Source organism: Bradyrhizobium sp. ma5 (assembly GCF_042258955.1).
In the GTDB taxonomy this organism is placed as follows: domain Bacteria; phylum Pseudomonadota; class Alphaproteobacteria; order Rhizobiales; family Xanthobacteraceae; genus Bradyrhizobium.
This window is the reverse complement of record NZ_CP170156.1, coordinates 1392322-1413550: the sequence shown is the minus strand read 5'-3', so window position 1 is coordinate 1413550 and position 21229 is coordinate 1392322. Positions and strand designations below refer to the sequence as shown.

Annotated in this window: 18 protein-coding genes; 6 read left to right on the top strand and 12 right to left on the bottom strand. The window is 59.4% G+C overall.

The annotated features are described in order from the left end of the window. Positions 1 to 2250: a xanthine dehydrogenase family protein molybdopterin-binding subunit gene (locus ACE103_RS06510; RefSeq protein WP_375778770.1), complete on the top strand. Its 2250-nt coding sequence runs from the start codon at positions 1 to 3 to the stop codon at positions 2248 to 2250. A 26-nt stretch (positions 2251 to 2276) separates the two neighbouring features. Continuing rightward, the gene (locus ACE103_RS06505; RefSeq protein WP_375778769.1) at positions 2277 to 2891 is read left to right on the top strand and encodes a hypothetical protein; all 615 of its coding nucleotides are present in this window, start codon (positions 2277 to 2279) and stop codon (positions 2889 to 2891) included. Between the two features lie 212 nt (positions 2892 to 3103). On the opposite strand, the gene ACE103_RS06500 is transcribed toward ACE103_RS06505, so the two are convergent. Both ACE103_RS06500 and ACE103_RS06495 read right to left on the bottom strand, forming a co-directional pair. Further along, the gene (locus ACE103_RS06500) at positions 3104 to 3301 is read right to left on the bottom strand and encodes a hypothetical protein (protein ID WP_375778768.1); all 198 of its coding nucleotides are present in this window, start codon (positions 3299 to 3301) and stop codon (positions 3104 to 3106) included. Positions 3302 to 3971: 670 nt separating this feature from the next. Next, complete coding sequence (locus ACE103_RS06495) at positions 3972 to 4196, bottom strand: HNH endonuclease (protein WP_375778767.1); 225 nt, start codon at positions 4194 to 4196, stop codon at positions 3972 to 3974. Positions 4197 to 4412: 216 nt separating this feature from the next. On the opposite strand from ACE103_RS06495, the gene ACE103_RS06490 reads away from it, so the two are divergent. Next, the gene (locus ACE103_RS06490; RefSeq protein WP_375778766.1) at positions 4413 to 5435 is read left to right on the top strand and encodes a hypothetical protein; all 1023 of its coding nucleotides are present in this window, start codon (positions 4413 to 4415) and stop codon (positions 5433 to 5435) included. Positions 5436 to 5561: 126 nt separating this feature from the next. Here ACE103_RS06490 and ACE103_RS06485 read toward each other — a convergent pair whose 3' ends face one another. Both ACE103_RS06485 and ACE103_RS06480 read right to left on the bottom strand, forming a co-directional pair. Beyond that, a complete protein-coding gene (locus ACE103_RS06485) occupies positions 5562 to 5786 on the bottom strand; it encodes a hypothetical protein (protein WP_375778765.1) in 225 nt (74 codons plus the stop codon). A 191-nt stretch (positions 5787 to 5977) separates the two neighbouring features. After that, positions 5978 to 7525 carry a winged helix-turn-helix domain-containing protein gene (locus tag ACE103_RS06480; RefSeq protein ID WP_375778764.1) on the bottom strand — a complete coding sequence of 516 codons (1548 nt, stop codon included), beginning with the start codon at positions 7523 to 7525 and terminating at the stop codon, positions 5978 to 5980. 113 nt (positions 7526 to 7638) lie between these two features. Here ACE103_RS06480 and ACE103_RS06475 point away from each other — a divergent pair, with 113 nt between their 5' ends. From ACE103_RS06475 to ACE103_RS06465, 3 genes are all read left to right on the top strand, one after another. Further along, a complete protein-coding gene (locus tag ACE103_RS06475; RefSeq protein ID WP_375778763.1) occupies positions 7639 to 8598 on the top strand; it encodes a Bug family tripartite tricarboxylate transporter substrate binding protein in 960 nt (319 codons plus the stop codon). A gap of 36 nt (positions 8599 to 8634) precedes the next feature. Continuing rightward, positions 8635 to 9648, top strand: coding sequence for a methyltransferase (locus ACE103_RS06470; RefSeq protein WP_375778762.1), 1014 nt, complete (start codon positions 8635 to 8637; stop codon positions 9646 to 9648). A 162-nt stretch (positions 9649 to 9810) separates the two neighbouring features. After that, on the top strand, positions 9811 to 10572 hold the full coding sequence (locus tag ACE103_RS06465; protein WP_375778761.1) for an IS5 family transposase: 762 nt from the start codon (positions 9811 to 9813) through the stop codon (positions 10570 to 10572). Between the two features lie 62 nt (positions 10573 to 10634). Here the strand turns inward: ACE103_RS06465 and ACE103_RS06460 are convergent, their stop codons facing one another. From ACE103_RS06460 to ACE103_RS06425, 8 genes are all read right to left on the bottom strand, one after another. Then, positions 10635 to 11963, bottom strand: a complete 1329-nt coding sequence (locus ACE103_RS06460) for an adenylate/guanylate cyclase domain-containing protein (protein WP_375778760.1) — start codon at positions 11961 to 11963, stop codon at positions 10635 to 10637. Positions 11964 to 12435: 472 nt separating this feature from the next. Then, on the bottom strand, positions 12436 to 12948 hold the full coding sequence (locus ACE103_RS06455) for a lipocalin-like domain-containing protein (RefSeq protein ID WP_375778759.1): 513 nt from the start codon (positions 12946 to 12948) through the stop codon (positions 12436 to 12438). A 159-nt stretch (positions 12949 to 13107) separates the two neighbouring features. Then, a complete protein-coding gene (locus tag ACE103_RS06450; RefSeq protein WP_375778758.1) occupies positions 13108 to 14295 on the bottom strand; it encodes an alpha/beta fold hydrolase in 1188 nt (395 codons plus the stop codon). Between the two features lie 3 nt (positions 14296 to 14298). Beyond that, complete coding sequence (locus ACE103_RS06445; RefSeq protein WP_375778757.1) at positions 14299 to 15720, bottom strand: DUF4403 family protein; 1422 nt, start codon at positions 15718 to 15720, stop codon at positions 14299 to 14301. 208 nt (positions 15721 to 15928) lie between these two features. Further along, complete coding sequence (locus ACE103_RS06440) at positions 15929 to 16813, bottom strand: transporter (protein ID WP_375778756.1); 885 nt, start codon at positions 16811 to 16813, stop codon at positions 15929 to 15931. 390 nt (positions 16814 to 17203) lie between these two features. Continuing rightward, positions 17204 to 19126, bottom strand: a complete 1923-nt coding sequence (locus ACE103_RS06435; protein WP_375778755.1) for an adenylate/guanylate cyclase domain-containing protein — start codon at positions 19124 to 19126, stop codon at positions 17204 to 17206. A gap of 167 nt (positions 19127 to 19293) precedes the next feature. Beyond that, positions 19294 to 19662: an HdeA/HdeB family chaperone gene (locus ACE103_RS06430; protein ID WP_375778754.1), complete on the bottom strand. Its 369-nt coding sequence runs from the start codon at positions 19660 to 19662 to the stop codon at positions 19294 to 19296. A 42-nt stretch (positions 19663 to 19704) separates the two neighbouring features. Continuing rightward, the gene (locus ACE103_RS06425) at positions 19705 to 21174 is read right to left on the bottom strand and encodes a transglycosylase SLT domain-containing protein (RefSeq protein WP_375778753.1); all 1470 of its coding nucleotides are present in this window, start codon (positions 21172 to 21174) and stop codon (positions 19705 to 19707) included. Positions 21175 to 21229 lie beyond the last annotated feature (55 nt).

Genomic DNA, 21229 nt, shown 5'->3' with positions numbered 1-21229 from the left:
ATGGGCCGCCAGAATCTTTCGCGCCGCGCATTCGTTTTCGGCTCGGCTGCCGTAGCCGGCGGCGTAGCTTTCGGCTCCTACGCCGCAGCCGCGCAAACCGCGACTGCCAGCGACAATCCATTGACTGCCGATCTCGGGCCGAACTCCGTAACCTTCAATCCTTGGGTCGAAATTAGCCCGGAGAAAATCACGCTTATCGCGCAACACGCCGACATCGGCCAAGGCGTTGGCTCAGTGCAGCCGATCATGATCGCCGAAGAGATGGACCTCGATCCCGGCCAGTTCGAGATCCGGTTCGCCGGCCCCAGTCCCGCCTACTTCAACACGGGTTTTGCAGACGAGTTCGCGCCGTTCGTGGCCGCGGACCAAAGCCCGGCCGCCGAAGAGGCGCGCGCTGCCACGCTCGAGTATCTCAGAAAAACCGGTCTGCAAATGACTGGCGGCTCGAGTACGATTCCGGACACTTACCAAAAGCTGCGGGTCGCCGGCGCGGTCGCGCGCGAGACACTGAAGGCCGCCGCAGCCAAGCGTGCGGGTGTTGCCATCGCCGACCTTCGGACCCAATCCGGCCATGTCGTCCTGCCGGACGGAAAGAAGATTGCCTATCTCGAACTCGCGGCAGATGCCGCGAAGATAGCGCCCGTGCTCGATGCAAAGCCGCGCGATCCGTCACAATGGCGGTTGCTGGGCAAGCCCATGACACGTCTCGATGTTCGCTCGAAGGTTATGGGCGAACTAAAGTTCGGCATCGATATGAGGATGGACGGCATGCTTTATGCCTCCGTCAAGCTGAACCCCAACAAGGGGCAGCCGCTGAAATCATATGACGCAAGCAAGGCGCGCACGATGCCGGGGGTCAAGAAGATCCTCGAAATCAGGAACGGCATTGCGGTGGTTGCCACCAACAGCTGGTATGCGATGAAGGCGGTCGCCGCGATCGATTGCGAATGGGCGCCCTCGGCATACCCCTCCGAGCAGGCCGACCATTGGAAAGTGCTGGAAACGTCGTTCAAGCCCGAATTCCTCGGCAAGGAGTGGCGCAAGATCGGCGATATTGAGGCCGGGCTGAAGACCGGCACGCCCGTCGAGGCCGAATATCGCGCACCCTATCTGGCGCATCAACCGCTTGAGCCTCTCAACGGAATCGGACACGTCACCGACAAGGGGATGGAGATCTGGGTCGGTCATCAGAGCCCGCAATTCGTGCAGAATATCGCGGCGGCTGCGATCGGCCTGAAGCCGAAACAGGTCACCTTCCACAATCAATGGACGGGCGGAAGCTTCGGGCACCGTCTCGAGTATGAGAACGTTCGCGTCCTAGCGGAGATCGCAAACCAGATGCGCGGCACGCCGATCAAACTCGTCTTCTCGCGCGAGGAGGATTTTCTCCAGGACATTCCGCGGCAGATTGCAATCGCCAGGCACAGGGGCAGCGTTGACAACGGCAAGATTGTTGCCGTCGATCTGCAACTGGCCTCGACGACTCCGCTCAAGGGACTGCTCGAGCGCTCGGGCATCCCATCGAAGGATCCCGACGGGCAGTTGGCCGCGGGTCTGTGGAACGTATATTACGACATCCCCAACTTCCGTGGCACGAGCTATGAGGCGCAAGGATTGTCGCCGAGCACCACATGGCGATCGGTCGGTGCTTCAACAGCGGGCTTCTTCACCGAGAGCTTCATCGACGAGCTGATCCACGCCGCGGGCCTCGATCCCATGAAGGCGCGCATCGCGATGTGCAATGTGCCGACCTACCGGAAGGTGCTGGAGACGGTCGCGGAGATGTCGGAATGGAAGGGACCGCTCGGGAACGGCCGAGGCCGCGGCGTCGCGTTTGTCGAGGCTTTCGGCACGCCGACTGCGGAAGTAGTCGAAGTGACGAAGACGGACAGGGGCATCAGGATCGACAAGGTCTGGGTCGCCGTCGATGTCGGCAAGGTCGTCGATCCCGTCAATTTCGAGAATCAGGTGCAAGGCGGCGTTATCTGGGGGCTCGGCCACGCAATCAATTGCGAGCTCACGTACGCGAAGGGCGCAGTGCAGCAGACCAATTACAATCACCACGAAGCGATGCGGATTTACCAATGTCCTGTAATCGAAGTGCGCGGACTTGAGAACGATCCTAAAGTGAGGGGCGTCGGAGAGCCGCCGGTTCCGCCGGCCGCTCCTGCGCTCGCGAACGCGATCTTCGCAGCGACCGGGCAGCGCATCCGCGAAATGCCCTTCAACAAGTTCATCGATTTCGTGTGAGGCGGGCCATGAAGAGGTCTCTGATCATGCTCGCTCTTGCCGCTTCGACAACTGCCGTCCTGACCGGGATTGTTGCGGCCAAGGACGAAGCCAACAAGGATGTCTTGCCGCCTGGCAGCGTCAGCCGCACCGAAGGGTTGGAGGCCTGGAAACGCATTGAGGCTGTTGTGACACATCCGCGATGTGCGAATTGTCACGTCGATGCCAAGGCCATTCCGATCTGGACGCCAGCAGGTGAATCCAAGCCTCGCGTCCATGGCATGAACATCCACGGGGGCGACAGTCGCATCGGCGCCGAGAAGATCGCCTGCTCGACCTGTCACATGACATCGACGCAGGCTAACGAGCCGGCACCGTCGCCGCCACGTGCCGGCATCGACTGGCAACTCGCACCCGTCGAATTCATCTGGTTCGGCAAGAGTGGCGCCGAGATTTGCGCGCAACTAAAGGACCCCAAGCGCAACGGCGGTCGCGACGCCGTTGGTTTGCTCGAGCATCTCAGGCACGATGCATCGCTGAACGGCTTCATCCCGCGCGGATGGGCGCCTGGGGCGGGTCGTACGACGCCGCCGGGGACGTTTGAGGATCACGTCAAGGATGTGGCCATGTGGGGCGCAGCCGGACAACCGTGCCCGGATTGACCTCTATCGTCGTCATCGGATTGTGGGCCTTGGCGCGGGTCCGTTCGACTGCCGGACCTTGAGTCTCGAGCCCCCAAGGAATCGGCCGCCCACTTGGGCATCCTGTTCGCATTCTCGAAAGCAAAATTGAACATCGAACGGACCTCTACGACATCGCAGACCCATCATGGCGTCCCATCCCAACGTGGAGACGAAATGCCAGGGGCTCTGGCTCATCCCGAATTTGCAGGCGGCTTCTGAACGGTTTTGAGCAACTGTTGCGCGGCCTCGGCGTTCGTCGCGCAACGCTCGAGCCAGCGAGCCACGAGAAAATCCACCCGCGCGGCAAATCGCAGCTGGGCCGCCGCCAACACAAGCCTCGCGTCCAACCTTGGATCGGATAGTTTCTTGAGGTCGTTGCGGGCGTTCATCTTGCCCTCCTGCCGTTTCGGCGGAGGGAGTAGCCCGGCGCCGACGATTACACTCTTGCTTTGCGGATCAGCTTCGCTTCGAGCTGAAAATTCACGCTCCGTGTCATCACGGACACGCACGACCAATCGGCCCGCTGAATAAGCGGCCGGACGCGGGCGGCAGTCTCTGCAATGTGCGTGTGTGCGTTGCGCATGACGGTCCTAAAGAGTGCAGGCAATTTCACCTACGACGAACGTGGTGATGTAAGCGCAGAGAAAATCCGGCGCGTCAAATGTTTTCAGTTCACGAGGCGTGTAATTTGTTGCAGCTCGCAACTTTCGGAACGCCAACGCGGCTGGTCGGGTTCGGAAATTTCAGGCAATGGAGGCTCCGATAGCGACAACTGCGGCCAATGTTATTGCGTAAGCATTCCTGACTGAATTGCCGCAAATTGCTGCGTCTCGTCATCTGAAAATAAACACCGCTTCGCAGCAATGACGCCCCGGCTATCGGCTCCCGACCCTTCATAAGCGATTCAGATATCAATCGGTTTCGAAGGAGCAGCTGCTGTCCCGTTGAGAGCGCGGCGCAAAATCCGATCGGTTCGGAAAAAATCCCTGAGTGAGAGTAGGACCGGTCCGCGGCGCGAGGAGTTCGAGAGGATTTCACCACCCCCACCCCTTGCGGATGTCAGTGCCAGACGCCGCACGTCGCCAATGACTGCTGCTTCTCGCGCTGCTTGTTGCTGTCGTGACAGGCCTTGCAGCGCATCCGGAGGTTGCTCTCGTCCCAGAACAGCGTCTCGTTGCCGCGATGTGGCCTGATGTGGTCACACACCAAGACCGACATATCACCCTCGATCTTGCCGCACCCCTTGCGCTGGCAGGTGTAGAGATCGCGAAGGAAGATGCGCAAGCACAGCGTCCGCCAGCGAGCTATCTTGTACCAGGCCTTGCAGGGAGTGTGAGCAAGCGCTGCAAAAGCCAGATCGATCGCAGCGTCCATTACGGAGCATGGACAGCCATTTCTGGCGTGCGTAGTCTTGGGCGGCTACAACCCGGAGGGCGGACTGTGGCGCTAAAGATATTCGTCAGCTACCGCCGCGAAGACACGTCCGGACAGACTGGTCGAATGGGTGATCGGCTCGCAGCCGAATTCGGCCGGGACAACTTGTGCCTCGACGTCGACAATATTCCCTTAGGGGTAAATTTCGCTAAATTTTTAAGTTCCGAAGTATCCAGCTGTGACGTCTTGCTTGCGGTAATCGGTCCCAGATGGCTTGAACTTCGAGACGATGAGGGCCGGAGACGAATAGACGATCCCAATGACTTTGTGCGAATTGAGATCGGTGCTGCCCTAAAGCGCGATATTCCGGTTATTCCAATTTTGATCGACGGAACCAGAATCGCAAAAGCCGAGACCCTACCGGCAGACCTTCAGGAGTTATCGCTCAGGCACGGGTTGGAGCTTCGGCATTCGACCTTCCACCCCGATTTGAACAGACTCGTTAGAGAATTGAGGGCTTTGGCAACTTCGACTTTCGAGATGGAAGCGTCACCAACGGAAATCGTCGTCGAGCAGGACCCTCCTTCCGCAGTTGCTCCACACGCCGAACCTGATGACCGGCAGCGCGACGAGGACGCAGCCTTCTACATCGAAGCCACCACTACTCCGAACTCAATTCCTGATCGGCGGCTTCCATCATTGCCGACCTCTGATCTCGCCATAGTCAACGAGAGTAAGTATCGGCCTGGGCGCTGGGCGACTGTAGCCATTTGGACGATTGTATCGGCGGCCAACTTCGCCTGCCAAGGAAGCCTCATTGCATTCATCATCCATTCGTCTCCAGCGATAGATTTACCGTTGGGCGACCTGAGATCGACCGTGAGGCTGCTCCTGCTACTACTGCTCGTCGCCATCTTTGTGCTCTTGGTTGTATCAGCACAATGGGTAAGCGCGCAGGCTTCGGCGGTCAGGGTAGCTTGGAATAGCTTCTTTTCGTCGCTTGTCGCCGTTTATGCCACTTGGTGGGCAGTCTTGTTTTTCGACGTGCACGAACTGGCGGTCTACTGGGTCGCAGCGGGCCTCTACCTCGTGACCATACTCCTAAATTGGTTTCTGCGAGAGGTGGCGAGTACGCTATTCGAGAGCTAGGGAGGAGCAACCACACAACGACAAACCCGACGAAAGGCCGGGCATTGTCGGGGCACGCTGCGCGCAGCCACCTGAATCAGGCTCTGCGCTTTTAGCCGAGCTGCCGCGAACGCACCGCACCGCAAATTAGACGATCAACTCGATCTGCGTCTCAGTCGAACCGCTTACCTTGACGACGCGCTTTCCGTCCTCGACGTAGACAGTGAGTCGCCCATTTGAGTCAATTCGCTCGATCAGCGCACGGAAGCCCGCGAACAGACCATCGATGATAGCGATGAGTTGATTAATCGTCAGCCGCGCGCGCTTGCGCTGCGAAGGCGGCAAACCCTCGCAAATTGCGGTGTCCCACAACAGCCGCACTTCCTCCGGCTTAGGCCAACAGCGCAACGTGCGATCTGCAGAAGGTCGGCGGCGGCCACAACGACGGCACACGGAAGCCCTGCTTCGCCTTCCTCAAACGAAAATTCGGATTTAATGCCGGAACATCGTGGATGGACGCTCGGATCGTGGGGCTCGAGGATCGCACTTGGCATGCGCAGACATTAACTGCAAGTAGCGAGCTCGCTCCATGCCTGTGCCATTGGATCGAAAACGGCAGGGTTTTTCCGCACGGTGACTGACCATACTGGCATCGTGAACGTCGGGTCTAGGTTCAAGACACGTTCGGCGGCCGATTTCGCCTCTTCGATTCGACCAAGCCGGATTAGGGCGATCGTCTGAAGGACGTGCGGCACGCTGAATGAAGGATTGGCTTCGACTGCGCGAGCCGCTGCCTTCAGAGCTTCATCAAACCGATTGGCATAAAGCGCAGTCACCGCGATCGCCATATGAGCAATCAGTGTATCGAAAGGACTTACTTCGAGGGCGTGTTGCGCCAGTTCAAGCGCACTTTGGCGGTCGCCCATGAACGCGTGCGCGAATGCACCGTTCCCCAAGGCAACGACATTTGAAGGACTGATCGACAGGGCCCGGCGAAACACCTCGAACGCGTCACTGAAGTCAGGGTCAGCGAACCAGATCACCAGACCGGCAGCACCGAGCGCGGTCGCGTCATCACTTCTCGTCGCAGCGCGAGCATAGCGGACGGCGGTGGCACGATCGGCCTCGCTCAGTCCACCGCGGCTGAATCTGATCTGAAAGCATCGCGCCAGCTGTGCCTGAGCAGCCGAATAATCGGGCTCCAGCTCCAATGCCTTCTGCAAAAGCGGAATAGCTTCCCCAGCGCCCGTCGGCATGGTCGTGCGCATCGATGAGATCGCCCGCAAGACAAGATCATAAGCATCGAGACTGTTGGGACGCTCCCGTCGGACGCGGCTGATTTCGACCTTGCGCAGATTCGGTTCAAGTGCCCCGATCAGGCTCATCGCAATGGCGTCCTGAACTTCGAAAATATCGTCAAACCGGCGATCGTACCGTTCGGCCCACAATGCGACACCCGTGTCGGACTCGACCAGCCTCGCCGTGATCCTTATGCGATTGTCGGTCTTACGCACGCTCCCCTGCACGAGATAGCGGCACCCCAGCTTCCGCCCAACACTCGCCAGGTCGCCGGAACCGGCTTCGAACAGCAAGCTCGACGTGCTGCCGACCACCGATAGACCAGTGATACGGGACAGTCCCGTGATGATGTCCTCAACGATACCGTCGGCGAAGTAGTCCTGGCTGGAATCCCCACTGAGATTGGCGAACCGCAGCACGGCGACCGTGGTCCCGCGCGCCGGGATGTCTCCGGAGCCCAAATACGCCAGCATGTCTGGACCATTCTTGACTCCCACGAGGCGATAGCCTCGTCCCGGAACGGTAACGACGTAGCTCTGACCGTCACTTCCGAGTTCAAGTGCCTTGCGCAAGGCGGACACGTGCACCTGGATCACGTTCTCCTCCACCACGCGGCCCGTCCAGATTGTTTCCATCAGGCGATCCTTGCTCACGACCTCGCCTGGCAACGAAGCCAATTCGCAGAGGATATCGAGCGCCCGGCTTGGGAGCTTGACGGGCTGTCCCGAAAAGGTCAGCCGCCGCTCGACAAGATCCAGCACAAACTTTCCAAATCGAACAGTGTCTCGATCCGGTTTCGGATTGACCGCCATGCCTGTTCAGAACTCTTCAGACCCTGAAACAAGGACCTTAAGGGTATCGCTCCGTAGTGTCCATTGAGCCCGACAAACCGCCGTGCCGGCAATCGGGACGAGGAGGTTCCGTCATGCGGACCACGCATTTGGCTTTGGGACTGCTCACAACAATCGCTCTGTCGTTTACCGCGTTTCCGGGCAACGCCCAGTCGTGGCCAACCCAACTCGTGAAGATCATCACGCCATTTCCGCCTGGCAGCGGTGGCGACGTCACGGCGCGTCCGTTCGCCGAAAAGCTCGCGGAGCGGTGGGGAAAGCCCGTCATCGTCGAAAATCGTCCAGGCGCCGACGGCATCATCGCCGCGACCGCGGTGCTCAACTCGAACGATGGTCATACTCTCCTCTATACGAACGGGGGACCGCTCACGAGCAACCTGTTCGCGCACGCGGGCAGCCTTCCGTACAATCCTGATGATCTGCTGCCGGTTGCGGCTGCCGCTGAAGTCTACGTAGCAATAGGGGTGCCTACTTCCCTGGCGACAAGCTCGTTGTCCGAATTTGTGGCTCAGGCACGCCTCAAGCGGGGGCAGTTCAATTGGAGCGGAACTCCGGGCAGTCTGGACTATCTCGTGCCGGGGTTTTTGAAGAACGCCGGCATCGATCTCCCGCGTGTCCCATACCGAGAGGTGAGCATGGCGATGCAGGACCTCTCGCAGGATCTACTCCAATTTTATGCTGCTGCCCTCGCGACCCAGTTGCCGATGGCGCAAACCGGCAAGATCAAGATAATCGCGATCACGAATAGTCAACGATCACCCTTCTTGCCCGACGTTCCCACGGCGCGCGAGTCGGGTTTTCCGGAGCTCGAGTATGAAGCGTTCCTCGGCTTTTTCGCGCCCCGCGGGATGGCGGCGGAACTACGTGAACGCATTGGTGTCGACCTGCAAGCGATCGGCGCGGACGCTGACTTGGCGGGACGCTTCAATGCAATCGGCATGCGGGTACGCGTGACCTCTCCGGCAGAACTGCAAAAGATTGTCATGAACGAGCGCGCGGCGCTCGCCCGTTACACCCCGGCGGCGCCGCGATAAGGACGCGCAAGGCCCCGAGACAGGAGAAGTATCCCCATGACCTGCGAGCATCCGCGCACCGATCGGCTTTTGGAGATCGGCAGCGCCTATCGACAGGCGAAAGTTCTATTGAGCGCGGTCGAACTCGGAGTTTTTTCGGAACTCGCAGTCGGCCCGCTCGATGCGAGCGGGCTCGCCAGCCGCATTCAGGTCCACGGCCGCGCGGCTCGCGACTTCTTCGATGTACTCGTCGCGACTGGTCTTCTGACGCGAGACGACGAAGGGCGATATCGCAATACCGAGGAGAGCGATCTCTATCTAGACCGAGCGAAGCCGACTTATCTCGGCGCCAGCTTCGATCAGTACAACCGCCGCGAATACGCTTTATGGGGATCGCTGACGAAGTCGCTGCAGACCGGCAACCCGGCGGCAGAAACGCACGGCCAGGATCACTTCGGGTCTTTGTACAATGACGCAGTGAGATTCCGGACCTTCGTTAGCGCGATGACGTCCGGCAGCTTGCTCGCCGCTCAAGGTATCGCTCACCAGTTCCCCTGGGAGAATTATCAGACACTTTGCGACGTAGGCACCGCTCAAGGTTGCCTACCGGTCCAGGTTGCTTTGGCACATCCTCACGTCCGCGCGATCGGGTTCGATCTCCCGATGCTGTGCACGGCGTTCGAGGAGTACGCGGTCGAACGCAACGTCGCTGATAGGGTGAGTTTCGCGGGAGGCGATTTCTTCAAGGATCCGTTGCCTCAGGCCGATGTCATCGTCTTGGGTCGCGTCCTCCACAATTGGGACCTTGAAGCCAAGAAGATGTTGCTGGAGAAGGCGTGTCGATCGGTTCGGATAGGTGGGGCTGTCATCGTCTATGATATGCTGATCGATGACGACCGGCGCACTAGCACAACTGGCTTGCTCTCCTCTCTCAACATGCTCCTTTGGACGGCGGGTGGGTTTGGATATACGGCAACGGATTGCACCGGTTGGATGCGTTCGGCCGGGTTCACAAAGACGATGGTTCGGCACCTTCCAGGTGGTAACTCCATGATCATCGGCGAAAAATAGGCGGCGCCATATCTTCAGGTGCGGACTCAGGATCATTTTGACTGATCCAGTTGGATGGTCCCTGTCCGCTGCGCTCCAAAAGCAGCAGTAACGGAGGGAATTGGACGCGTTGTGTTTGGTCGGATGCATGTGATTCAAGCTGTCAAGCTGGAGCTTCGAATCATGCGCTATGAACTTGCCGATTTTGAATGGGCCGCCCTCAAGCCGATGTTGCCCAACAAGCCACGTGGCGTTCCTCGGGTGAACGATCGCCGTGTCCTAAACGGCATCTTTTGGGTCTTGAGATCGGGAGCACCCTGGCGCGATCTGCCTGAGGCGTTCGGCCCGTACACCACTTGCTATAACCGCTTCGTTCGCTGGCGGAGGGCTGGGGTCTGGAGCCGTATCATAGACGCACTTGCCGCTGCTCATGATGCCGCTGTCCAAATGATCGACACCTCGATTGTCCGCGTGCATCAGCATGGAGCCTGCATCATGCAAAACCAGCGCCAATCGATGGGGCGGTCACGCGGCGGCTTGACGAGCAAAATTCATGCGGTGGTCGATAGCAATGGTCTGCCGGTACGGCTGGCGTTGAGTCCCGGCGAGGCCCACGACGTTCGACTTGCGAGAAAACTGCTGGCTCGTCTGAAGTCCGGATCAATGCTGCTTGCCGACCGTGGCTATGACGCCGACTGGATCAGAGCGCTTGCCATGAAGAAGGGCGCGTGGGCTAACATCCCGCCGAAAAGCAATCGCAGTGATCCTATCTGCTTCAGTCCCTATCTCTACCGGGCTCGTAACCGGGTCGAGCGGTTCTTCAACAGGATCAAACAATGTCGCCGGGTGGCGACGCGCTACGACAGGCTGTCCGCCAACTACCTTGCCTTCGTTCAACTCGCGTCAATCCGGCTATGGCTGCGCCTTAGTGAGTCCGCGTCCTAGCAGTCATGGGCTGAATGCGTCGTCTAAGGCTGGAAAGGCCGGAAAAAGAGGTGTCTGAGTTGCTATTGAACGGCCGCGAACAAATCCCAAGACCCCGGCAGTCCCTTCAGATCAAACGAGCCCCGGTCCATAAACCTTAATCCGGCACCAGCAACCAAGTCGGTAACGACGCGCGACACAAATACTTCGTTCTCGCCTGATTGGCTCATAATCCGGGCAGCGACGTGAACCGCGATCCCACCTACGTCGTCGCCACGCATCTCGACCTCACCCGTGTGCAGCCCCGCACGTAAGGGTAAGCCAATCTGCTGTGCGGCTTCACCGAGCGCCAAAGCACAACGAACACCGCGTCCGGGGCCATCGAACATGGCCAAAATTCCATCGCCTGTGTTCTTTACCATCTTTCCTCGATGCTTCTCGACGACTTGAGCCGACAAGCGATCATGAGCATCCAGAAGAGCGCGCCAACGGCGATCCCCGAGCTCTATCGCTCGTGTCGTGGAGTTGACTATGTCGGTAAACAATACGGTTGCTAGGACGCGGTCAACGTCATCCGAAATGTCAGGTCGGTGCCCCGTGACAAACTCTTCGATGTCGTCCATCACCTCTTCGCATCCCGGAGTCAGTAGAAGACCGTGCGGAAGATTGTCGTATTCGATGTACTTTGCTCCTACGATCGCACGCGCCAGCTTCCGTCCCTCAGCGACGGGAACAACAGCATCTATCTTGCTGTGAAGCAGAAGAGTTGGCACCCGCACACTTTCCAAAATAGGTTCGACATCTATACGTCGATTCATCACCATAGCTGCTTTGAACGCACCGGGACTACAACTCATCCGCTCGAATCTCCCTAGGGCAGCGAGCTGCTCTTTTGTACCCTCCGTTATCCCGACGACGCGTTTCATCATTTGCCCCGAGCCCCAGCCGGCAACTATCTGGTCCGCAATTGCCTCAAACTGAGCTTCAGGGACGGAGTAACCGGCTCGAATGAACCCGCCCGCTAGAACCAAGTGCGAAACACGGTCTGGATAAGTCGCGGAAAACAGAAGGCTCATGGCGCTACCCTCTGAGAAACCCAACAGAGCTGTTTTGCGGGACCCCACCGCATCCAGCACCGCACGGATGTCGTCTACGCGCTCTTCTAGAGACGGTACCCCCAGTACTCGGTCGGACAGGCCCACGCCACGCTTATCGAAAGTTATGATCCGAGCAAAGCGAGCTAGCCGGAGCACGTTGTCGATTACGCCCGGCAGCTCGAAGATGAGCTCAATATGCGAGATCGCGCCAGGGATGATCATAAGATCGATCGGTCCGTCGCCAATGACGTGGTACGCAATGCTTATGTCGCCGCTGCGCGCGTATTGAGTTTGCGGCATAACAAAATGGGCCATATCCGGCTCCAACGTGCTGGGCGTTCTACACAGAATGAAGTCTCAAGAAAAAATTAGAGTTTCACCACCAAAAACCTACCATATTAGCCGCGCTGCGTCTTCGTGGTTATCGGCAATGCCACCTATTCGATCATCTCATTGGCGCTGATGAGCAACGTCTAGGGCAGCGTCACACCAATCTTCTTCGTCGCCGTGGTGGCCGCTTCATTCGATCATAGGCCGTGATGCTCAACCAGCCCAATGACGGTTGGCGGGCAGCGCAGCAACGGCGGTTGAGGGCCAGAACCAAGCCCCGTGCAACCGCCTCGGCACCACAGCCGTCACCAGTGGAAATGGAAGAGCGATGGAAGCAGGCTCGTCCAATTGCAGCGAAGATACGCATGGAACGGGTCCCGGTTGAAGCGTCCCAAGCCGACGAGCCGGCGGATGCCGCGAGCGCTCGACCAAGGGCCAAAACCGAACTTGCTGAAGTTCATTTCGCCCGCTCTAACACGAACTCCAGTGTGATGCCGGCCGGCGTCCGCGGATTTGTGAACTTCAATTCGTCGTCGGTGACGGACGTCACGATCCGCCGCTGATTTGGTGCTCCAACTAAGTTGGGGAATGAACTTGTCTCGATACTGACGTGGATTGTCTTTGCACTCTCGTCGACTGTGTACGTTCCGGTATAAGCGACGACACCTGACGCGATAGCCATTGCCTCCTCTGGAGAGGGGCGCGCAGAATCGCCCGACGCATATTTGGGCGCATCAGAGCGCACCGTGATAAAATGGAAGCGGCCTTCGGCAGTATAGGTGACGGCCCCTTGCAGCTTCGGACGCTCCACAGCGCTACCATCTTCGCGCGTGGCCTTGCTGGACTTGTAAATCCAGGTGCCTATCAACTGGTCCTTGAGAGACTTTGCCTGAGAAGAGCTCTTGTTCGGAAAGACGACAACTGAAATTAATGCAGCCGCAGAAAGCCCGAGTGCATAACGCCTGTTCATGGGACGCCCCTGCTTTGCCATGGAGCAAGCTTACTGGGCGATACGATTATCAGCAATGGGGGAGGACTACGTCCGCTTTGGGTCAAAAGCTGACGTCTATCCGCGCCGGCCTCAGGTCTGCTTGGGCCAGAAGCGGACATTAGAGTGCGACTTCCGCCACTAGCGAGCGCAATCATCGGGTACCGCGGCACCCGCAAACCTGTCGGAGGTCCAGTTTACCGCGGCCATCGTGCTCGCCTGCGCGGCGCGGCCGTGGCCGATATTGGGCAAGATCATCAGTTTGACCTTGCTGCCGGCGCCACAGAGCTTGCTCATGTAATCGCGCGTCACGTTGGGTTTGATGATCTGGTCGGTGGTTCCCTGCGCTAGGAACACTGGAATTTCGGACGGCAAGACGCCGGCCGAGTTCTTTTCCAGAAGCGATCGCCACGGCTCGATATCTGCGGGCTGGTCGACGCTGAGGAATTGCTGGTTGAGCGCCTGCCCGATTCTCTGACGCGCGGACAGATCGAATGGCCCCTCGATGCAGACGCGCGCAAGCCGATCGAGCGTGGGCAGCGCGCGTGGATCGACGGTTTTGGCGAGGGATGCATCAAACACGCGATGCCAGGACCACAGCGTCATCGCCATGATGTTGTTGCCGCCGCTGGTCCCGATATCGTCCTTCATCAGAGCGGCTAGGTCGGTCGCAGGCGCTGCCGCGGCGACGCCCAACAGCTCAAACTCCGGCGCATAAGACTTGACAATCATACCGGTGAAAAGCGCGGCTTGGCCGCCTTGCGAATGACCCCACACAGTAAAACGCTTGCCGCCTCCGGCACCAGGCATGCCGGATGCCGCCCGCACGATGTCGATCACGGCGCGCGCCTCGCTGTCGCCGACCAGATAAGGATGCGTCTCGGGCGTTCCGAGACCGGGGTAGTCAGTTGCCGCAACGACATAGCCGCGTTCGACGAAGGAGCGCAGTCCCTGGATTTGCTGGAACAGAAAGATCGCGAGCGACGGCGCACAGCGCGGCGTCACGCCGGAGGTCGGGTGCGCCCAGGCAACGATCGGACGACCGCCAGGCGGCGAATCGCCTTGCGGCACGACAATGACGCCGGAAACAAAGATTGGCTCGCCGTTCAATCCGGTCGAGCGGTAAAGCGTCCGATACGCGGCAGCTTCCAGCGGCGCACCGTCGATCCGTTCCTGTCGAACGATCGTACCTGGCTGCCCCGCGAGCGACGATCGTTGCGCGTTGTAGAACGGCGTCTGCGCAGGCGCCGGGCCCAGATGACCGGACAGTAGAAACAACAATCCTGCGGCGGCTTGACGGGCTCCAACTTTCAGAACACTCGGGTACATGGCTCAGAGCCCATACAGGATTTTCAGATCGCCGCTGGCGCGCAGCGCAATCACGATACCTTCGGCCGGCAGATATACCTTTTCAAGCTTCGCCGAGGTCAGATGTCCTTCCATCCGGAAGCCGTCTTTCAGGGGGCGCGTCAGTTTCTCGTTCGCGGCATTCAACAGGTTCTGATAAGCGACGCCGTAATCGACGGTCGTCTTGTCGCGCAATTGCGCCACCAGGGGGGTGATCAGCGCGTTGAGTTGATCGTTGCTGCTCGTGACCGCGAGGTCGGATAGCCCGGCCGAATGGCCATCGTCTGCGACCGCAATCCCGCCGGACAAATAGACCCACTGGCCCGCGCTCGCATCGCTGTCCGACGGTTTGCCGAGCCGCAGGCCGATCACGAGCTTGCCTGACGACGGATAAACCTCGACCTCGCGAACCAGCATTTCGGCGAGCGGAGGTGCGGCGGCCAGCGCATCGGAAATCTTCCGCTTGAGGACATCGTACCCAATATTGATCGGGAGAATGACGTCGAACGCTCCGGGCTCGCCGACGTCGCGGCCGAGCGGCGGCAATGGCGGTGCTATGACTACCGGCGGTTGCTGTGCGACCAGCGTCCGCGCCGAGCCTGCGAGCTCCAGCGTTCCGCGAAGCGCCCTGGAATCGGCGCGAACGCCAGCGAAAGCCGCGCTTTCCAGCGTTAATTGTAACCAGATTGGTGGATTGTCGCGAAGCTGGACAGGCTCGAACGCGCGACCCCAAGCCGCGGCCGCCTTGCCTTGCAGATCAAGGCGGCGGCTCGCCGCCAGCGCGCGCGACCTCACCTTGGCGAGTTGGGTGCGAATTCGCGGCTCGGCATATTTGGCCACTGGAATATCGCGGCCAAGGACGCGGAGCACGGGCGGCTCGTTCCATCGAAAGCCGTCGCTGAAATGCAAATCAAGTGACCAGTCCTTGTTGAGTTGCGGACGAGCCTCGACCTCGATCGTCGCACTGGCCTCGGTCTCGCCGTGGATGCGCGCGGTGAAGCGATTGGCGCCCTGCCCTTCCAGCGCGCCATAGATCGGTACCGAGCCGTAGACGCGTTCGCCGCGGCCATAGAGCGAGACCGGTCCCGATCGCTCGACAAAGCCATAGATGTCGCAATTCGCTCTAATGCGAGCGAACAGCACGCGCCGATTGACGCAAGTCACCTTCTCGTCGATCGTGGCGAGCCGGCGCGGAATGTCTTGCGTGATCGTGGACGCGAGCGCCGGCAGACCGAGCTCGATGCTCGCCGAAATCCGCGACTCCGTGGTGAGGGGCGCGACTGTGTCCGGCGCCAGCGGCGGCTTTTCGTCGGCATGAGCAGCCGAGATCAAAATGGCGAAACCGAAAACCGACAGCGCGGCGAAGGCTAGACGCCGCATCACTGATAGTTTGACGAAGTCAACCATGCGTCTGCTTTGCTCAGATTCCAACAAGCGCCACGATGACCATAACAACAAAAGGTCAGGGCGCGCCATGAGCTGAGGACTCCAATTGACCTCAAGGTGCTGCGCGTATTTACTTATTGAGGGGGTGGTCGTCTTCCGCGTTGCGCTCTTGACTGATGAAGTCGCGCACACGGCAAAGCTCGAACCCCCGGCAGTTTAATCGGCTCGCCTACTTCGTGATCAGGTGGTTTGTCGGTGCGACCGTCGAGGTTGGCGCAGCGTTTGAAATCGCGAATGTTAACCAGACGTTCCAACCCTCCGGCCGGTTCTCAGCGGCAAACTCCTTGTATCCCTTCAAATTGAGATAGCCCTGTTTGTCTCCGATTGGAAACAGATAGCCGATTTGCGGTCCAGCACCGAAAACGCGTGACCTAAAGCCGCCAAGGAACGGCGCGGCACCATAGTCGTCGGTAATCTGCTGGTACGCATATCCAACCAAACCGACGAATAGCTGCTTGGACAAGAAGTGCGAGGCGCCCCAGTCGAAGTGGAAGTCGACACCGTTTTGATAGTTGGTTGTTGTATTCTTGAAATTGAAGGTAAAGCCGCCAACTCCGGAGAACTCCCAACCCGTCGCTGGGTTGAGGTAGGTGTAGCCGGCGCCCATATCGATGGCGCCGTGCCCGATGCCGATGTTCGACAGTCGCGCGGAGTCATAGTCCCCGACGGGAATATCGCCGAACCCATAGACCATCCAGTTGTGGACCCCTTGGTTCCATTTCAGGGTGACCTGCGGATAGAGATCGCCTACCCCGGTGAACGAGTCAGCCAAAACCCCTTCGCGCGTGGCGACGACGGGACCGACCTGCGCTGTCAGCGTGCCGGCAATGCTCGTGGAAAGCCGGCCCACTACGCCAGTTACACCGACCGCGAGCTGTCCACCCAGGACCGGAGACGCGAAAGTGTAGGTTGGCGCAAGAAAGAGTAGATCCCCGCGGGCGCTCAAATTGGCGTTGAGATTGACGTTGGCTGACGCTGGTACCTGGCCAATCTGGATCTGCCGCGCAGCTGCGACATTGCCCGATGCATCGACGCTGGTGTGGTACGCGACCATTCCCAATGACCACCCAGGCACGGCCGGCGCTGCGGCCAAACTTCCGAACTGTCCCGGAAGCCAGAGGGAGACACCACTCTCGTCAGCCAGCGACGTGTGGGAGCGACATACAAGTGCGATCGCGGCGACAAGTGCGACTCGACAAACATTTGATGACCCGGCTCTCATTTTCGCCTCCCGCGAACCGATTTATGCGAAGCAGATCAGATACGTAGCTCAAAGTCTGTATCCGTCACGCAACAGGTAGAGAATCTCACTCGAACAATTGACGTCGTAAGAGGTGTTTGACGGCTCCATCCCGCCGCCAGTTTCTCAAGACAGAGTGAGCGTCCGACGTCCAATGGTGAATGTGCAGAAACTCCTTGATGCTCACGCCGGGGTCTCTCGACCTCATGGAGCGCCAGCATCTGCCGCGCCATTCGAAGTCTCTCCCAGAAGCTCGTAAACTCTTGTCTCTGCCGCCATTCCCTTTGCCACGACCGTGTCGACGAACCGGCAGCGGAAGCTCTGCTTGACGCGCACGTAGACGCTCTCGCTGACGAGAATTTGAGTGTCGTATTGCTTGTTGAGCCCTTCGAGTCGGGCCGCGAGATTAACGACGTTCCCGAGCGCGGTGTAGTTCATGCGCTCCGACGAGCCGAGATTTCCGACGACGGCTTCGCCAACGTGAATGCCGAACCGCGTGAAGAAGGATGGCAGCCCTTCCGCTTCGAATTGCAGGTTGACCGCTTCATTCGCGGCTTTTGCCTGCAAGGCGGCGCGGCAAGCGCGCTCGCAGTGATCGCTTTGCGGGTTCGGCGCGTTCCAGAATGCCATCACGGCATCGCCGATGAATTTGTCAACAGTGCCGCCCTGACGCAGGATGACGTCAGTCAGAGCGGTGAAATAACGAGACGTCTGCTGCATCAGCCGATCGGGATCGGCTTTCTCCGCTATCGTCGTGAATCCCCGCACGTCGGTGAACAGCGCCGTGATTTCCTGGCGCGTCCCGCCGAGCTCGGTCGAGATCGAATTGTCGAGCACGCCGCTCACGATCGCGCGCGGCGCGAGCCTGGAGAACAGCCAGATCGCCCTTTGCGATTTGTGAATTGTTCGCGCCAGAATATCCAGCTCCTTGATCACCGAGCCGATCGCCTGTTTGGGCGGCGGCGCCATCGTTTGCAACCGCGCAGCCTCGCCCGTGATATCGCGGATCGTCGTCGACATGCGCGTTCCGAATATCCAGGCCGCGGGAATGAACAGGAGGCAGGCCAGCAGTGCGATTATCCTGGCTTTTCGGTCGAGCTCCCGGATACCGGAGGCGAATTCGTCCTCGGGAGCAATCAGAAGCACGTTCGCCGAGAGGTTCGGCCCGAGCGCAATGGTTTCAAGACGCGCGAAATACTCCCTGCCGTCCTTCCAGGATAGCTTGTGCCTGTAGGGGCTGCTCTTGTCCCAATCGGCCACGACGCGTCCTTCGATCGTATCGTGAAGATCACTTGTACTGGGAAGTCTTGGACCTGCCGCATCCGTCGACGTACGCGCGAACAGCGCCGCGTAGTTGGGGTGGATAATCAACGCGCCCTGGTCGTCAAAAATCAGCAGATAGCCATACTTGCCGAACTTCATGATTGGCGCCGATCTGCTGTAGCTGTCGAGCTTGAGATCCAGCCCGACGACACCATGCGCCTTCCCGTCAAACGGCACGCTGAAGGTGAGCATAGGGACGCCGAGGTTGAATGAGAGATAAGGCTCAGACGTGATCAAATGGCCTGCCTTGCGGGCGTTCATGTACCAGTCGCGCTCGCGTGCATCGTAGCCTCGCGACGAAATCTCAATCTGCTCTATGCGGTTACCGTCCTTGTCCAGAAACACGCGCGTCGTCGGCATCTCCTCGCCGCCAGCCCATTGCGTGATTGTCGTGGCGTAGACCGCGTCGACCGGACCGCCGACGCGCTCGCGCTGGACCCCTCTCAACCCATCCAATCGCTGCACCTGAAGCCAATAGCCGTTGTCGTAGCCGACATAGATGCTGTCCAGTGCAGGCCATTGCGACAGATTTCCCCTGATGAGCGCCGCCGTCGGGCTTGCGTCGCCAGGGTCGGACGAATCCATGATGGCCGGGGTGAAAGCCAGCGAACGAGCCAAGCGCGACAGCATTTCGACCTGGAGCTGAAGCGAGGAGACCGTGCTGCGGCTCGTCGTGTCCATGGTCGATGTCGCTGCATTCTCGGTGACGAGCTCGAGTGTCAGAACCTGGACGACAATCAGCAACGCGGCCAAAAGGCCGATCATGAACATGACGCAAGCCGTCAGGGTGAGGCGAAAACTCATCAACCACCCAACCGTCTGTCGCTCGAGACTATTGCACGTGCTCCGTCAACGCCGCCTTGGACGGCAGGTGCACTCGAACTGCACGCCGCTTGTCTTGCTTCCTCGGGAGGACGATGCGGTGAGACGCTGATGTCTCGCTGCACCGATCTTCATCAGTGCATCACCAATCACTTCTCGTTCTTGAAAAGCACGTCGATGGCCTGGATGACCTTGAGCTCAGGGTGCGCCTTGCAATAGACGATCACCTGGTGCTCGCCGGATTTTGCCCGCGTGACGTGGGCAAAATGCTTCTGCGCCAGGCCGTTGTACCAGCCGCTGTACCATGCTGCGAGATAGTCGGCGTCTTCCTGATAGGTGTTGGCGAGCTGCGCACAGGTCAGAGCCTGAACGTCGATGAATCCTTTCGAATCCATGTAGCTAGAGAGCGGGACCTGCGCCTGAGTGGGAGCGAACGAGATGGTCAGTGCGACAACAGCGAGCCCGATCTCGCACGCAAACATTTTGAGTTTCATGGGACCAGTTTTGTTCGTCGTCATTTCTTCATCCTCCCTTTCTCATCGTTGAAGCCGTTACCCCGATTATTTCTGCGACGGCTCGGCCGCTGCGCTTCCCGGTGCGGGCGAACGGATCGCCTCGTAGGCGACGTAATATTTGTAGATCTTGCCGACGTACTGGACCGTCTCCTGCCCGACAATCGCCGCGGCGCCATTCTCGACATTGCCAAACCATATGGTCGCGTCGAAGCCGTGCTTGCTCGCATAGTCCCGGAAGCGCTTGAGATTGCCCGGGCCGGCATTGTAGGCGGCCAGCGCCATCAACACGCGCTCACGCGGGTCGACGACCGCGGGATCGACATAGGTGTTGGCGAGGTAGCGCAGGTATTTTGAGCCCACGTGTATGTTAGTGTCGGCACTGGCTGCGATACCGGTGATCTCGATCGGCTTCTCCTTTGCAGTACTGGGCTTGATCTGCATGATGCCCGTCGCGCCCGAGGCATTGTGGCAGGCCTGGTCGAGCTCAGACTCCTGGTAGCCCTGGGCCGCAAGCAGGACCGGATCGATGAAATACTGTCCGCCGTATTTTTCGAACGACGCGCGCGGCGCCCTGAACTTCTCCGCCTCGTTATGCGCAAGCGCGTTCTTCAGCGGCTTTGCCGTCCTAAAATAGCTAGCGCGTAGATCATTGCCGAACTCGGTTCCTATCTTGTGTGTGCGGACGAACTCGGCCAGCTCCTTCTTGAATCCCGGACTGTTCTTTCGGATCGCCCAGGCGATGTCGCCGCCTTCGTTGATGGCGATGTCGTCGCGCACCGTCAGCCCCTTTAAGAGGCCCGCCCACGCCTGCGCCTTGAAACGGTCGACGACGGCCCAAGGCAACAGGCCGACGCTGACCATCTCCAGCAAATCCTCGTCCTCGAGATTCCTGTCGGCCGGCTTTATGATGATGGGGTCCAGTCCCTTGACCTTCCGGTCCGCATTGAGTGCCGTCAGGTGCTCGAAATAGCTGCTCGATTGCCGGACCTGAATCGTCTTTCCACCGAGATCGTTCGGCGAGCCAACGCTCGGCGCGGCGGAGCCCGTCACGAGCACCTCGCGAATACCGGAGGCCCAGGGATCGGCGAAGTCCACCAGCTTGCTCCGCTCCGGTGTAGCCGTGAGCAAGCCCGCGGCGACATCGCCCTTTCCTGCAACGAGGTCGCTCAGCAATCTGTCACGCGGCGTCGGAACAAAGCCGACATAGAACCTCTGCCTTTTCTTGCCATAGCGCTTGTTCAACCAGTTCTCGAACTCGGCGCCTAGCTCGGCCTCGAAGCCGAGTTGCTCACCTTTGTCGATGAAGAACGACGTCCTGTCGGTCGGCACGAGAATTCGCACAAGTTTGCGCTTCTGCATGCCATCGAAGTCGCCCTGCCAGGCCTTCAGCGCGGGGAGCGCAAGAACCTGCGGTTCGGCGTCGGCTGAACAGTTTGCAAGCAGTAACGCGCCGAGCACGAGAAGCTGCCCCGCCGCCAGATTGCGAAGCTTTAAACAGTTTGAATATGCGAACATCGTCATTACCCAATTGTCGCTTCATCAAGAGTGGAAAAGTTGGTCGTCGGTGTCG